This is a genomic window from Achromobacter semiaridum (genome assembly GCF_053543755.1).
The window spans coordinates 1-13,861 of record NZ_JBLVOL010000008.1 but is presented as its reverse complement, the minus strand read 5'-3'; the positions used below and the strand labels follow the sequence as shown (position 1 = coordinate 13,861).

General features: G+C 65.2%; 12 protein-coding genes. 6 read left to right on the top strand and 6 right to left on the bottom strand.

The window, feature by feature from the left end:
* The first annotated feature begins 147 nt into the window (after positions 1-147).
* Positions 148-2,280: an ATP-dependent helicase gene (locus tag ACNPP0_RS02100; protein ID WP_448704882.1), complete on the top strand. Its 2,133-nt coding sequence runs from the start codon at positions 148-150 to the stop codon at positions 2,278-2,280.
* A gap of 118 nt (positions 2,281-2,398) precedes the next feature.
* Positions 2,399-2,680 (top strand): peptidylprolyl isomerase, encoded by a 282-nt coding sequence (locus ACNPP0_RS02095; RefSeq protein WP_104141761.1) that lies wholly within the window; start codon positions 2,399-2,401, stop codon positions 2,678-2,680.
* A gap of 95 nt (positions 2,681-2,775) precedes the next feature.
* Here ACNPP0_RS02095 and ACNPP0_RS02090 read toward each other — a convergent pair whose 3' ends face one another.
* The 4 genes from ACNPP0_RS02090 to ACNPP0_RS02075 all read right to left on the bottom strand — a co-directional run bounded on the left by ACNPP0_RS02090 (position 2,776) and on the right by ACNPP0_RS02075 (position 7,400).
* Positions 2,776-3,516, bottom strand: a complete 741-nt coding sequence (locus tag ACNPP0_RS02090) for an ATP-binding cassette domain-containing protein (protein ID WP_046807261.1) — start codon at positions 3,514-3,516, stop codon at positions 2,776-2,778.
* A gap of 67 nt (positions 3,517-3,583) precedes the next feature.
* Positions 3,584-4,546, bottom strand: coding sequence for a sugar ABC transporter substrate-binding protein (locus ACNPP0_RS02085; protein ID WP_104141760.1), 963 nt, complete (start codon positions 4,544-4,546; stop codon positions 3,584-3,586).
* An 18-nt stretch (positions 4,547-4,564) separates the two neighbouring features.
* Positions 4,565-5,506, bottom strand: a complete 942-nt coding sequence (locus ACNPP0_RS02080) for an ABC transporter permease (protein WP_448704881.1) — start codon at positions 5,504-5,506, stop codon at positions 4,565-4,567.
* A 145-nt stretch (positions 5,507-5,651) separates the two neighbouring features.
* On the bottom strand, positions 5,652-7,400 hold the full coding sequence (locus ACNPP0_RS02075; protein ID WP_448704880.1) for a xylulokinase: 1,749 nt from the start codon (positions 7,398-7,400) through the stop codon (positions 5,652-5,654).
* A gap of 193 nt (positions 7,401-7,593) precedes the next feature.
* On the opposite strand from ACNPP0_RS02075, the gene kce reads away from it, so the two are divergent.
* Genes kce through ACNPP0_RS02060 form a run of 3 tightly spaced genes read left to right on the top strand, consistent with a single transcriptional unit; the run spans position 7,594 to position 10,634 of the window.
* Positions 7,594-8,529: a 3,5-dioxohexanoate:acetyl-CoA acetone transferase gene (gene kce / locus ACNPP0_RS02070; protein WP_332610006.1), complete on the top strand. Its 936-nt coding sequence runs from the start codon at positions 7,594-7,596 to the stop codon at positions 8,527-8,529.
* A gap of 45 nt (positions 8,530-8,574) precedes the next feature.
* Positions 8,575-9,774 carry an ABC transporter substrate-binding protein gene (locus ACNPP0_RS02065; RefSeq protein ID WP_448704879.1) on the top strand — a complete coding sequence of 400 codons (1,200 nt, stop codon included), beginning with the start codon at positions 8,575-8,577 and terminating at the stop codon, positions 9,772-9,774.
* 56 nt (positions 9,775-9,830) lie between these two features.
* Complete coding sequence (locus ACNPP0_RS02060; protein ID WP_332610004.1) at positions 9,831-10,634, top strand: SDR family oxidoreductase; 804 nt, start codon at positions 9,831-9,833, stop codon at positions 10,632-10,634.
* Between the two features lie 17 nt (positions 10,635-10,651).
* On the opposite strand, the gene ACNPP0_RS02055 is transcribed toward ACNPP0_RS02060, so the two are convergent.
* Entirely contained in the window at positions 10,652-11,581 is a 930-nt protein-coding gene (locus ACNPP0_RS02055) for a LysR family transcriptional regulator (protein WP_448704878.1), read from the bottom strand.
* Between the two features lie 4 nt (positions 11,582-11,585).
* Positions 11,586-13,058, bottom strand: coding sequence for a DUF1254 domain-containing protein (locus ACNPP0_RS02050; RefSeq protein ID WP_448704877.1), 1,473 nt, complete (start codon positions 13,056-13,058; stop codon positions 11,586-11,588).
* A gap of 173 nt (positions 13,059-13,231) precedes the next feature.
* On the opposite strand from ACNPP0_RS02050, the gene ACNPP0_RS02045 reads away from it, so the two are divergent.
* Positions 13,232-13,825, top strand: coding sequence for a hypothetical protein (locus ACNPP0_RS02045; RefSeq protein WP_448704876.1), 594 nt, complete (start codon positions 13,232-13,234; stop codon positions 13,823-13,825).
* Positions 13,826-13,861: the final 36 nt, after the last annotated feature.

Below are 13,861 nucleotides of genomic sequence, written 5' to 3'. Positions count from 1 at the left end.
CCTACCTTCGCTTCCCTGTAGTCAGGGTCTGAATGGCCGGCAGGCGCCGCAAGCGCCCGCCGGCCATTTGCGTTGCGGATCCGATTTTTGGAATCGTTACACTGGCGGCTTCCGCTGCGACATTCTGCTCGCGCCTTTTTTGCCTAGATGACCACAAACTCCCCTGCCCCCCAGTTCTTCCCGTCCGGATTCGTTCCCACTGAGGAACAGTCCCGGATTCAGACCTCGCGCAGCCGGACCAGCCTGGTCATCGCCAACGCGGGCGCCGCCAAGACCACCACGCTGGCCCTGCGTATCGGCGAAGCGCTGACGCGCGGCCTGCCGCCCGAAGACATCCTGGCGCTGACCTTCACGGATGAAGCCCGGCAGGTGCTGCAAACCCGTTTGGCCGACGTCGGTATCGCCTACAACACGGCGCGGCGCGTCAATGTGCAAACGGTTGAAGAGTACGCGCAGCGCGTATTGGCCAAGATCGAAGACGGCAAGCCCGAAGTGTTGCCGTCCACGCGCGAGCAGCAAGCCTACGCGTTGTACGCGTTGGAAAACGTGGCGGCGAATAATCCGCAATATGCCGAGCTGTTGGATATTCGTACGCACAACACGGCCGTCAGCCAGTTTCTGGATAACCTGCTGAAGCTGAAAGCCACGATGCAGATCGCGCCGGATGACGAGGCGGACGCGCTGTCCATCGCCGAAAGCGCGGGCGTGACGATTACCGATTATCTGTGGGCCGTTGAATACGAAAGGCAGCGCGTTGATGTTTTCGGTTATGTGGACGCTCGGGGTTTTTTTGACGCCACATACGACCTGGCGCGCCTGCTGCGCTCTTCACCCGACCCGCGCGACGTGCTGGCCCCGTACAAGCTGGTGTTGTGCGACGAGCTGCACGACATCAACGAAGCGTCGTTCTGCATTATCGAAGCGCTGCTGAATGTGGACGTTACGTATTTTGTAGGCGTGGGCGATAAAGACCAGGTGATTTATTCACACCTGGGCGCGGACGAATCTTTCCTGCAAAGCCGCATCCGGGCCAGCTTCCCGGATTGCGCAAACTACCCGCTGACGATGACGTACCGCCATGGCCCGCACCTGGCCTACGCGATGGAGGCGTTCAAACAAAAGCCGGTGGATTCAAACCTGCCGCTACGCACCGAGATTCATGAAGCCGCGTACGCCGACACGCCGGGCGCGTGCGGCGAGCAGGTGGTCAAGGCCATCCTGCAATGGAAGCAGGACCGCAAACCGCTGGACCAATGCTGCGTCCTGCTGCGCGATGCGCATCAATCCATCGAAATCGAAAACGCCTTGATGAACGCCGGCCTGCCCTACCGCACGCTGACGATGAAGAGCTACCTGCTGCGCGAAGAAATCCTGTTTCTGCGCGGCATGCTGGCCATCGCGCTGGACGACTTTCACCACGTGGGCGCGCCCACCACGCGCGAAGCCATCGTGGACGCGCTGACCACCTTTGCCGAAGTGCCGCTGACGCCGCAGGAACTGCGCGAAGCCCAGACCACGCTGGCCAAGGAGCCGTCCGCGCTGAAGCATTTTTTCAGCGGCCAGATCCAACGCGTCGGCAGCCCCGCCGCCCGCGCCCGCATCACCGATGCGGTGGAACACCTGCGCGCGTTGTCCACCGACACCCCCGCCTACCTGGCGCTGGAGTCCGTGCGCGACGGAATGGACATGGAAAAGCTGGCCAAGCGCCTGTACGTGCACCCCTACGAGGCGTCGGTCGTCACGCGGTCCATCAACGGTTTCATCGCATCAGCCAAGGCGTCGGCCAAGACGCTGCGCGAGTTCTCGGAATGGATCGGCGCGGCGGAAGCCTTCGTCGGCGCGCGGCCCGGCAAGAATACGGTGCAGATGGATTGCATCGTCAACGTCAAGGGCAAGGAATTCGAACACGTCGTCCTGCCCTTCATGGACGCCGACGCATTCCCCGACCCGCTGCGCAAACGCCGCGAAGAAGAGAACTTGTTTTATGTGGCGGCAACACGAACCAAATCGCGCCTGACCTTGATATCAACGCAGGACGCCGCCCGCCGCAGCGCGTTCATCGACCAGATGCAACTGGCCGCCACGCAAAAACGCGCGGACACGGCGCTACGCAGGAACATGGCAGCGCCGGTGCAAGCGGTGGGCCACCGGGATTTGAAAGTGGCCTACGCGAACCGGGACGTGGTCAAGGCGCTGGGCGCGCAATGGGACAAGACCCGCAAGGTTTGGTATGTGCCCAGCGGGATGGATTTGGGGCCGTTTCGGGAATGGTTGGCGTAACGTCGGGTTAATAACCGCAACAGGGCCGCCATGAAAGCCAGTTTATGATGGCACCGTAGTGAGCACGCCCAAATGCGTTACTCTCCCCTCCCCATTCTATTCCGCAAGGAGCCTCCACATGGCACAAGCCTCCGCCCGTCACATCCTCGTTTCCACCGAAGACAAGTGCAACGAACTCAAGACCGCCATTGAAAACGGCGCTGACTTCGCTCAAGTCGCCAAGGAAAACTCCAGCTGCCCGTCGAGCCGTGACGGTGGCAACCTGGGTACGTTTGGCCCGGGCCAGATGGTTAAGGAATTCGATACCGTCGTGTTCAGCGCCCCCGTCGGCGTGGTGCAAGGTCCGGTAAAGACGCAGTTTGGTTATCACCTGGTTGAAGTGACCAGCCGCCAGGACTAAGCTGCGCCGCTGCACGATAAAAAGCCGCCGCCAGGGGAAACCCGGCGGCGGCTTTTTTTATGCATCGGGCGTCAATGCTGGCGCGCCCGCCAGAATCAGTCTTTACCCGTCATCACCCGGTGCGCCAGGGCGTCGGCGTCCAGGCCGGCGATATCGCGTTCGATTACCTTGATGCCACCTTTGAGGATGGCGACGCGGTCTGCCAGGGCGACGACGTCTGCCATGTTGTGGCTGATGAGGATGACCGTGCGTCCTTCCTCACGCAGCTTGCGCACCAGGTTCAGGACCAAGGCGGTTTCCTTGACGCCCAGGGCGGCGGTGGGCTCGTCCATGATGACGACGCGCGCGTCCCAGCGCAGGGCGCGGGCGATGGCGACGGCCTGGCGTTGGCCGCCCGACATGCGTTCGACGGGGCGGTCCATGTCGTCGATGGGCACCGACAGGCGCTGGAGGTAACCGCGCGCCTGCTCGGCCATACGGCGCTTGTCCAGCACGCGCAGGGGGCCGACGCGGCGGACCAGCTCGGCACCCATGAAGACGTTTTCCCAGATGGACAGGCGCGGCGCCAGGGCCAGGTCCTGGTAGATGGTGGCAATGCCCTGGACCAGCGCGTCATGCGGCGAACGGAAGGCGACGGCGCGGCCGTTCAGGCTGAGTTCGCCGCCGGTGGGCTCCTGCGCGCCCGAGATGATGCGGATCAGCGTGGATTTGCCCGCGCCGTTGTCGCCGCAAATGGCCATGACCTTGCCTTCGGGCACGTCCAGGTCGACGCCTTTCAGGGCCTCGACCGCACCGTACGATTTGCGGATCTGGCGTAGCGACAAGGCGGCGGTCATGGGCGTCACGGGGGGCATGGGCGTCGCGGGCGTCATGGGAGTCACTGGCGTCATGCTCCTACCCCATTCACTTGGCCCCCGGCTGCAAGAACTTCTGCACGTTGGAGGCATCGACCAACACCGAATCCATGAACAGGTACGGCCCCGAGGCCACCGTTTCCTTGGGCTCTTTCTTGACGACGATGCGGTCGATGGATTCGATGGCGCTGGTGCCCAGTTGCTCGAACGGAATCATCATCGTGGCGGTGATCAAGCTGTTGGGGTCGGCAATGCGGCGATAGGTTTCAGGGCCGCCGTCCACCGACACCAGCGTAATGTCGCCCTTCTTCATGCCTTGCGATTGCAGCAGGTCGTCGATGACATAGGCTTGCCCGTCGAACGATGCCCACACGCCCTTGAACTGCCCTTGATGGCGCAGGAACAGCGCCTGCATGCCATTGCGCACGTCGTCGCGCCAGCTTTGCGTGCGGGCCATGCTGAACTTGGCCAGGTCCTTGACGGCGGTGTTCTCCGTCAGCACCGCGTCCAGCATCTTGCCGCGAATGCGCGTGCCCGAATTGCCGTCAAAGCGCGCCGACAGGATGTTGCCCTGATAGCCCATCTTGCCCAGCAGGTACAGGACCGACTGCGCGCCCGTGGCGTATTCGTTGACTTCCACGTCGAACAGCATGTGCGGGCTGGCGCCGGACATCACGCCCACCACCGGGATGCCCTTTTCCTTGGCGGCCTGCAACTGCGCGTCGGTTTCCACCGGCTTTCCCATCGCCACGACGATGGCATCGACCTTCTTGTTGACCAGCGTGTCCAGCTGTTCGGCCAGCTTGGGCAAGGAGCCCTCGGCGTTCAGTTGCGTGACGGTCCAGCCCTTGGCGCGCGCGGCCTGGGCGGCAGCGTTCGCCACGCGGGCGTGCGTCTCGGACGACATCTGGAACGCAACGATGCCCACGTCAAAGGCGTGGGCGGCGCTGGCGGCCAGCGCTTGCGCGGCGAAGGCGCCCGCCAGCAACGTGCGCTTGATCAATGTCTTCATGGTGGTTTCCCCTTCGGATCAGAATTTGAAAGCCGCTTTCTTCAGCACGGCCGACGACACCGCGACGGATGCAATCATGATGAATCCCAGCACGATGTCCTGCACGTAATATGGCGCCCCCATCAGCACCAGGCCGTTGCCCAGCACCTTCAGGATCAACGCGGCCACCAGCGTGCCGCCGATGTTGGCGTGGCCGGGGTTGAACATCGTCATGCCCAGCAGCACGGCGGCGATGGCGTACAGGAAGTAGTCGCCGGCCATGTTGGGCGCGGCGGACGACAGCCTGGCGGTCAGCAACACGGCGGCGATGCCGGCGCACAGGCCCGACAAAGCCAGCCCGATGCTTTTCATGGCGCGGATGTTGATGCCGGCCAGGCGCGCGGATTCTCCGGCCTCGCCCGTGGCCGTCATGCGGGCGCCGGTGCGCGTCCACTTGATGAGGAAATACGCCACCAGCACGATGCCCAGCATCCACAGCACCAGCGCCGGGATGCCGAAAGGCTTGGCGCGGGCCAGGTCGGTGAAGGCTGCGGGCCAGCGGCCCACGTAGGACACGCCGTCGGTCAGCATGAAGGCGAAGCCGCGCGCCATGGCGGCCATGCCCAGCGTGGCGATCAGCGATGGCACGCGCAGCCGCGTCACGGCGATGCCGTTGGCCAGGCCGCACAGCAGGCCGACGCCCAGGCCCGCCGCAATCGCAACGATCACCGGCTGGCCGGTATGCACCAGCGCGCCCGTGACGACGGCGGCCAGGCTGGCGACGTCGGCCACGGACAAGTCCAATTCGGCCGTCACCAGCGCCAGCGTGAAGCCGATGGCAATGATGGCCAGGAAGCTGGTTTCCTTGGCGATGTTCAACAGGTTGTTGGGCGCCGCGAAATTAGGGGCGGCAATTGCGAAGAAGCCCACCAGGACCAATCCCGCGATTGCCGTGCCGTACTTTTCCAGGATGCCGCGCATCGACTCAACCCTTGCTGCGTTGGTGTTTGTTGTAGTGCAAGGGTTATCCACCGCCTGCCGGGCGTTCGCGCCCTGATGGCGTAGCAGTTTATACCTGGGCAGCCCCCGGCAGGGCGGCTTTGCGGCGTCGCCGCACTTAGGGTTTTTACGGCAGGCGCAGTGACGCCAAGGCGTGCGAGACCGGCGTCAAGGCGGCTTCGGCGGCGCGAAATTGCGCGTACAGGCGGTGATAGGCGTTGCGTCGGGAAGCGTCGGGATCGTAGCGGTGCGCGGGGCGTGCCAGGGTGGCCTGGGCCTGCGCGAAGCTGTCGTAATGGCCAAGCGCGGTCCACGCGGCGGCGGCCGCGCCGATGACGCCCGGCTGGTCTGCCTGCCCGACCACGACGGGGCGTTCGCAAATGTCTGCCTTGACCTGGCACCAGTGCGGGTTGGACGCCGCCCCGCCCCCGAAGCGGATTTCGGCTACGGGTGCGCCCAGTGCGGCTTCGGCGCGTTGCAGCACCGTGCGGTTCAAGAAGGCCACGCCTTCCAGCACGGCCCATGCCAGGTCGCCGGGCCCGTGCCGGCGATTCAGGCCGATGAAGGCGCCGCGCAACCGCGGGTCCCAATAAGGCACGCGCTCGCCTTGAAGGTAGGGCAGGAACAGGGCGGGCTGCGGGTCGCGGGGCGCGTCAAGCAAGGCGTTCATGGCGTGGCTGACGGCGGACAGGCCGCCGGCCTGCAAGCCGCCAAACCGGGCCACTTTGCCCAGCAAGGGCAGCAGCCAGGCGATGGTGTCGGCACCGTTCTGGCCGGGTCCGCCGATCTGGTGGTTGCCGTTGCCCCAGTTCACCGTCATCAAGCCCTCGGCCTGCACGGGCTCGGCGCCCACCGCGCCAAAGACTTCGGTGGTGCCCGAGATGTTGTAGGCGTAGCCAGGCCGCAACGCACCCAGCCCGGCCACGGCGGCCCAGGTGTCGTTCGAGCAGGCGACCACGCCGCGTCCGGCCAGACGGGCCAGCGAACCCGGCAGGCCAGGTTGCACCGGGCCGACGATGGCAAGGGGGTCCAGCAAAGGCGGCACCCAGCCGGGATCGGCGCCGACGGCAGTCAGCAGATCGAAGGCTGGGGATTGCCGCCCGTGTGTCGCTTGTGCAGCTTGTGTCGCTTGTGTCGCTTGTGTCGCTTGTGTCGCTTGTGCCGCTTGTGTCGCTTGTGTCGCTTGTGCCGCTTGCGGCCCTTGCACCCCTCCCACACCTTGCCCCCCTTGCGCGCCGGGCAGGTCTTGCAGGTGTTCCGACCCTTGTGGACCGTGTGCCCGCGCCGCCGCCGCCAGTCTTGCCATCGACACGGTGTCGCTGGCGGCCCGGCCGGTCAGGCGGAAGTTCAGGTAGTCCTTCGGTTCCAGCACGACGCGTACGCGCGCGGCGTGCCGCGGTTCCGCGCGCAGCAGCCAGGCCACGCGCGCCCAAGGGTGGAACGCGTTGATCTGCGCCGCCTCGGGGTGATCGGCGGGCATCGCGGCCAACCATTGCGCCACCTGCCCCGCCGTGCGCGTGTCGCGCCATGTGATGGCGGGACGCACGGGCGCGCCCTGCGCGTCCACGAATACCTGCGTCCGGGTGACGCCGCAGATCGCAAGGGCGGCGATGGCGTCAAAGTCGGCGCCCGCCTGCCGCGCCAAGGTGTCGGACAGCACTTGCAGGCCGCGCCACCACTCGTCGGCATCGATCTCGTCCCAGCCGGGATGCAGGTCGGTGCCCGCCGGGCTGTCGATGGCACAGGCGTGCGCGATGCCGCCCGCCTCGTCAACCAGCGCGGCCCGGAAGCGGGTACCGCCCAGATCCACGGCAAGAACGTAGCGCGGGCCGGCAGGGCCAGAAACTTGGGGGTCGGCGGGTGGGCGGCGGGACATAGCGGCAGATTGTATTTCAGGGGGGCCGCGCCCGTCCGCGTGGATGACGCCAGATCACGCTGCGCCGCAGCACCGGAAACCCTATCAGTTGATAATTTCTGTTCAGGTGACAAGGCCGGACGCCTGCGACAGAATGGGCCGCACCCGGAGGAGACAGCCGGGGCCACGATAAAACATCAAACGTCCAAGGCCCATGAAAAAATCCAAGAGCAACGTGATCATCACGTGCGCCATTACCGGCTCGGTGCACACGCCGTCCATGTCGCCCTATCTGCCCGTGACGCCCGACGAGATCGCGCAGGCCGCGCTGGACGCCGCCCAGGCGGGCGCGGCCATCGTGCACCTGCATGCCCGCGACCCGCAAACCGGCAGGCCCACTCAGGACCCGGACCTGTACGCGCAATTTCTGCCGCGCATCAAGGCGGGCAGCGATGTCGTCATCAACATCACCACCGGCGGGTCGCCCGTGCTGCCCGTCAGCGAACGCATGCTGCCGGCCACGCGCTTCAAGCCCGAGGTGGCGTCGCTGAACATGGGGTCGATGAACTTCGGCATGTACGAACTGCTGGAGCGCTTCAAGGACTTCAAGCACGACTGGGAACGCCCGTATCTGGAAGGCAGCAACGACCTGGTCTTCAAGAACACGTTCAAGGATATCGAGCACATCCTGACGTCCTGCAACGACAACGGCACGCGCTTTGAAATCGAGTGCTATGACATCGGGCATCTGTACACGGCGGCGCATTTCGTGGACAAGGGCTTGCTGAAACCGCCGTTTCTGATCCAGTCGGTGTTCGGCATACGCGGCGGCATCGGCACGCACCCTGAAGACGTGATGATGATGCGCCGCACGGCAGACCGGCTGTTCGGCGATGACTACCGCTGGTCGGTGCTGGCGGCCGGGCGCAAGCAGGCGCCGCTGGCCACCATGGCCGCCACGATGGGCGGCTTTGTGCGCGTGGGGCTGGAAGATTCGCTGTGGGACGGACCCGGCGAACTGGCGCATTCCAACGCCGACCAGGTGCGCCGCATCCGCCGCATTCTTGAAGACCTGTCGCTAACCATCGCAACACCCGACGAGGCGCGCCAGATTCTGCAACTGAAGGGCCGGAACAACGTCGCGTTCTGACGACGGCACGGCATCCAAACCAACACCCCAGGCGGGAGACAAATCATGAACAAGACCTTGAACGCGGCGGTAGCCTCGGCACTGCTGGCCTTTGGCGGCACAGCCATGGCCGACGATAACGTGATCCGCATCGGCTTCATCACCGACATGTCGGGCCTGTCGGCCGATGCCGACGGCCCGGGCGGGGCCGAAGCCATCAAGATGGCGGTGGCGGACATGGGCGGCGAAATCGCCGGCAAGAAAATCGAAGTGCTGGTGGCCGACCATCAAAACCGGGCCGACATCGCGTCTTCCCGCGCGCGCGAATGGCTGGATCAGAAAGGCGTGGACATGCTGATCGCCGGCGCCAATTCCGCCGCCGCGCTGGCCATGGCGAAGGTGGCCGAAGAAAAGAAGACGCCGTTTTTCGTGGTTAGCGCGGGCGCCTCGGAATTGACCAATGCGCAATGCACGCCATACACGGTGCACTACGTTTACGACACGGTGTCGCTGTCGCGCGGCACGGCGCGCGCGATGCTTAAAGAAGGCAACAAGGACTGGTACTTCCTGACGGTGGACCACGCCTTTGGCCACGCGCTGGAACGCGATGCGTCGGCCGTGGTGCAGGCGAACGGCGGCCAGGTAAAGGGCCGCGTGCGCCATCCGCTGAACACGTCCGACTTCTCGTCCTACATCTTGCAGGCGCAGGCGTCGGGCGCCACGGTGCTGGGCCTGGCCAATTCCGCCGCGGACACCAGCAACGCCGTCAAGGCCGCCGCCGAATTCGGGCTGACGCCGAAGATGAAAATTGCCGGCCTGCTGGTGCTGATCACCGACATCCACGCGCTGGGCCTGGCGGCTGGGCAAGACATGTACCTGACCACCGCCTGGTACTGGGACCAGGACGATGCGTCGCGCAAATGGGCCGCGCGCTTTGAAGAGCGCATGAAGAAGAAGCCGTCGATGCTGCAAGCGGGCGACTACTCGGTCACCACCACCTACCTGAATGCGGTGAAAGCCACCGGCACCACGGACGGCGAAGCCATCATGAAGTGGGTCAAGAGCAATCCGGTAAACGACTTCTTCGTAAAGAACGCGACGGTGCGCGCCGACGGCCTGCTGGTGCACGACATGTATTTGATGCAGGTGAAAAAACCCGCCGAATCCAAGGGGCCTTGGGACTATTACAAACTGGTCGCGAAAATTCCGGGTGACGAGATCTATACCTCGCCGAAGGAATCCAAGTGCAGGCTGATGACGCAATGATCCGATGACGCAATGACGCATTCGCGCAAACCCATAACGCCTTCCAAGGAAACCGCATGAACCCGCAAGACTTGACCGCCCTGCCCGTGGACCTGAGCGGCCGCCGCGTCATCGTTACCGCCGGCGCGGCGGGCATCGGCGCGGCGCTGGCCGACGCCTTTGCCGAACGCGGCGCGCGGGTGCACGTGTGCGACGTGGACGAAGGCGCGCTGTTCGAATGCCGCCATGCCCACAGCCGCGCCGATGTGCGCGTGCGTGAAGACATCGACCGCTACATGGAGACCGCGCTGGCGCATCTGGGTGGCCTGGACGTGCTGGTGAACAACGCGGGCATCGCCGGGCCCACGGCCGGCATCACCGACATCCAGCCGGATGACCTGGCCGCCACGCTGGACATCAACCTGGCGTCGCAATTCCATACCGTGCGGCACGCCGTGCCCGCGCTGCGCCAGGCAGGCGGCGGCTCCATCATCAACATCAGTTCGGTGGCGGGGCGCATCGGGCTGCCCTTGCGCACGCCCTACGCCGCGTCCAAATGGGGCGTGGTGGGGTTGACGCGGTCGCTGGCGGTGGAGTTGGGCAGTTACGGCATCCGCGTCAATGCGCTACTGCCCGGACTGGTGGCCGGCCCGCGCATCGACCGCGTGATCGCCGCGCGCGCCAGCGCGATGGGCCTGACGATAGAGGAAGAGACCAAGCTGGAATTGTCCGGCGTCAGCCTGCGCCAGTTCGTGCGCGCCGCCGATATCGCAAACATGGCGTTGTTTCTGGCCAGCCCGTTCGGCGCCATGGTCAGCGGGCAGGCCATCAGCATCGACGGCGACTTGCAGTCCTTGCCGTGGCAACCGCCAGCGGATTGAATAAGCGGGGCGGTTCGTTACGCGACCAGCTGGATCGTATCCGCGAACACCCCGCTGCGCCGCGCCTGGGCAGTGGCGTGCAGCGCACCCAACAGGCGCTCGGCAAGTTCGTGGTTCTGCGCGTCGCGGCGGGTGATCAATACGAACTCAAACCACTGCCGCGACGCCAGCGGCAGCGCGACCAGATCCGGGTAGACCGACACAATGTCCGACGCCGACAGCGCATTGACCAGGCTGATGCCCTTGACCGCGCGCACCGTGCCCGGCACCAGCGTCATGTGCGCCTGCATGCCGGAATCCAGTGCGTCGGAATCGGTGACGTCGCCCTGCGCCACCACGTAATCGGACCACAGCGGCTTGACGAAGGACTCCGGCGGTATGTCGGACACCGCGACCACGTCGCGCCGCGCCATAGGGTGGTCGCGGTGGACGATGGCCATGACATCGGTGCGCACAAACGTGGTGAAGTTCACGCGCGAACTGTCGCGGCCCACCGCGCCCAGCCCGAAGTCGGCCCGCATGGTTTCCACGGCGCTGATCACCTGCACCGAGGATTCCACGTCGATCGAAAAAGGCCGCGTGCCGTGCTCGTCCAGGTAGCGTTTGACCGCCTGCGGTGCATACACCAACGCCAGCGCGGGCGATGAGGCCACGCGCAAGCCGCGCCCGCCGAACTTTTCGATGCTGTGCAGGGCCTCGTCGATCCGCACCAGTTCATCCAGCACCAGCTTGGCTTCCGTGTACAGGTACCGCCCCGCTTCCGTGGGGCGCAAGGTCTTGTGGGAACGGTCGAACAACTGCACGCCCGTGGCGCTTTCCAGCCGCGACACCGCGTGGCTGATCGCGGGCTGCGTCAGGCTCATGACCTGGGCGGCCTGGCGCGTCGACCCGGTCATCACGACCGTATAGAAAATGCGCAGATCGTGGATATTGAAGTTGCGCTTCATGCCGCTAGCGCGCCACGCGTTCGATTTCCGGCGTGACCCACTTGCCCTCCAGCAGCGCCGGCTTGGGCCAGTAATAGCGCATCGTCACCATGAACGGGCCATCGGGCGCCGGCAGCCAGTTTGATTCACGGCTCTTGCCCGGTGACTGCGCCTGGATGTGTAGGGTGACGCCACCGTCGGCGTCTTTTTTCAGCGACGGCAGCATGGGGGAATTGATCAGGTAGCGGCCCAGCGGGTTGGGCGCCAGCAGTTGCTCGGGCAAGCGATACAGGGTCATGGACCAGAACGCGTTGACGGGCGGCAGGCTACGCGGCGCAAAACGCATGGTGTAGGCGTATCGGCCGTCCAGCTCTTGCCCACGGCTATCTTTTTCAAGCACCGGGTACAGCGCTTCTTCGCGGCTATTGGCGCCGATGCCGATCTGCGTGCCGGTGGCGCGCGACAGGTAATCGTTCTTGAGCTTGGCGCGATCGCCAAACAGCGTATCGGTCTTGCCGGCCAGCGCGGCGCGGTTCTTGTCGATGTCGTTCTGCGCGGTGTGCATCCCTTCTTGCAGCGCACGCCGCAGGCGCGGGTCCAGCTTGTCCACCGGATACGGCTGGCCCGGCTTGATGCCGATGCTTGCCAGGCGTTCGCGCAACCATTTTTCGGTGGGGTGCGTGGGGGCAAACTGAAGCAGGAAGGCCAGTTGGTTATAGAACTCAAGCGACGTGCGCATTTCGTGCGGCGGCACGGGGGCAATCCAGTCGATGGGCGCGGGCGCGGGCGGCGGCGCGGTGCGTGTGTACGCGGACAGCGGCTGCACCTTGTAGCGCGCCTGGATGCGTTTGACGTTGTCCAGGTCGGCCGGGTTGAAAAGCTGCGTGCGGCCCACCAGATTGACCAGTTCGGTTTCTGACTTGATGACCCGCGTGATGCCCTTGGGCGCCTTGCCCTTCCAGCGCGGCCCCGCCACCAGGAAGTTGCCGCCGCCGTTGCCGGTTTCGCGGCTGCCGATATAGGCGAAGTTATAGGTGTACAGGTCCATCAATTGCAGCACGAAGTAGCGCCGCTTTTCCATGGGCGGCACGCTGATGACCACGGGTTCGGCGCGCAGGTCCAGCATCGCGAAGGAATACGGCGTATCGGAATTCGGCGTGACGAACGCGGTGTCTTCGGGCGTGAAGACGCGCGCGATGTTGGTGATGGTGTTGGGCGGGCCCTTGTACTGGGGGTTGGTCTTGTCCAGGTTGAAGGCGTACATGGTCTGGTAGCTGGCGACCATGGGCGTGCCGTACAGATACGCTTCGCTGGCGATGCTGCGCGCCTGCTGCGCGGTAACGCCGTGAATGCCCACGGATTGCGAGCCCGTTGCCTCGTCCGGAGACGTGAAGCTGCATCCGGCTACGCCAGCGGCCAGCATCAAGATGGCAAGCCCGCCCCAAACGGGGTGCCGGGCGGGGGACGACAAGCCGGTGCTACTCTGGCGATCATGCATACATTTGCTCCAACACATTCTGATGTTGGCAACGCCCTGTTGGCGGCAGCGTCGCGGGCAAGGACTGCAATTCCCGGGGGATTCTGGCATATTTCCCGTCAATCAAGAAGGCTCGGCCAACCGCAGCCACACCGCGGCCATACCCCACCCACACCGCAACAACCCTCGCTTGCATGCCCACCACCCCGACACCCCCCGACGCGCCCTTGACCATTGACGCCAACCTGCGCGCATCGTCGTACTTCGTTCTGCGGGCAACGCACGCCTGCCGCCACTGCCGGCACGCCACCCCGGTTTACACGCTGGCGTTGCCGCCGGGGCACGAAAGCACCGAAGCCGAGATCGAGTGGGACGACGATGGCGACAGCCGGGGCCTGGACCCGGGCGCGTTCCACGACTGGCTGTTCAGCCCGCCGACCTGGCAACGCGTACCCGGCCCGGCGCTGATCTCGCAAGTGGGAATATTGGCGGCGGACGTGGCGGCGCGCTTGCACCAGGCGGCCCCGGCGCTGCGGCCGGACGCCGATGGCCAGGGTCAGTGGACCAATTTTTGCGAGCATTGCGGCCACGCGATATGGGAAGGCGACTTATACCCGACCGTGGGCCAGCCCTTTTGCCCCAAGGACGATGCCGCCGCCGAGCAGGTCTCGGTACAGACCGTGGCCGCGCCCTTCGCGGCTTATGCGTCGATGATCTGGTCGGACGGCTATCGCAACAAATGGCCGCTGTTCAAGCGGCTGGGCGTAGCGTGCGGCGAGGCGGATTGAGTCAGCGTCGCGCCGCGCAGGCCGGGCCGCGCAGGC

What these genes read in the sequence shown, in the direction of transcription:
- ACNPP0_RS02090 (WP_046807261.1), bottom strand. Translation starts at nt 3,516, where the DNA reads ATGACCGCCGCCTTGTCGCTACGCCAGATCCGCAAATCGTACGGTGCG.
- ACNPP0_RS02060 (WP_332610004.1), top strand. Translation starts at nt 9,831, where the DNA reads ATGAACCCGCAAGACTTGACCGCCCTGCCCGTGGACCTGAGCGGCCGC.
- ACNPP0_RS02085 (WP_104141760.1), bottom strand. Translation starts at nt 4,546, where the DNA reads ATGAAGACATTGATCAAGCGCACGTTGCTGGCGGGCGCCTTCGCCGCG.
- ACNPP0_RS02095 (WP_104141761.1), top strand. Translation starts at nt 2,399, where the DNA reads ATGGCACAAGCCTCCGCCCGTCACATCCTCGTTTCCACCGAAGACAAG.
- ACNPP0_RS02045 (WP_448704876.1), top strand. Translation starts at nt 13,232, where the DNA reads ATGCCCACCACCCCGACACCCCCCGACGCGCCCTTGACCATTGACGCC.
- ACNPP0_RS02080 (WP_448704881.1), bottom strand. Translation starts at nt 5,506, where the DNA reads ATGCGCGGCATCCTGGAAAAGTACGGCACGGCAATCGCGGGATTGGTC.
- ACNPP0_RS02055 (WP_448704878.1), bottom strand. Translation starts at nt 11,581, where the DNA reads ATGAAGCGCAACTTCAATATCCACGATCTGCGCATTTTCTATACGGTC.
- ACNPP0_RS02075 (WP_448704880.1), bottom strand. Translation starts at nt 7,400, where the DNA reads ATGTCCCGCCGCCCACCCGCCGACCCCCAAGTTTCTGGCCCTGCCGGC.
- kce (WP_332610006.1), top strand. Translation starts at nt 7,594, where the DNA reads ATGAAAAAATCCAAGAGCAACGTGATCATCACGTGCGCCATTACCGGC.
- ACNPP0_RS02100 (WP_448704882.1), top strand. Translation starts at nt 148, where the DNA reads ATGACCACAAACTCCCCTGCCCCCCAGTTCTTCCCGTCCGGATTCGTT.
- ACNPP0_RS02050 (WP_448704877.1), bottom strand. Translation starts at nt 13,058, where the DNA reads ATGCATGATCGCCAGAGTAGCACCGGCTTGTCGTCCCCCGCCCGGCAC.
- ACNPP0_RS02065 (WP_448704879.1), top strand. Translation starts at nt 8,575, where the DNA reads ATGAACAAGACCTTGAACGCGGCGGTAGCCTCGGCACTGCTGGCCTTT.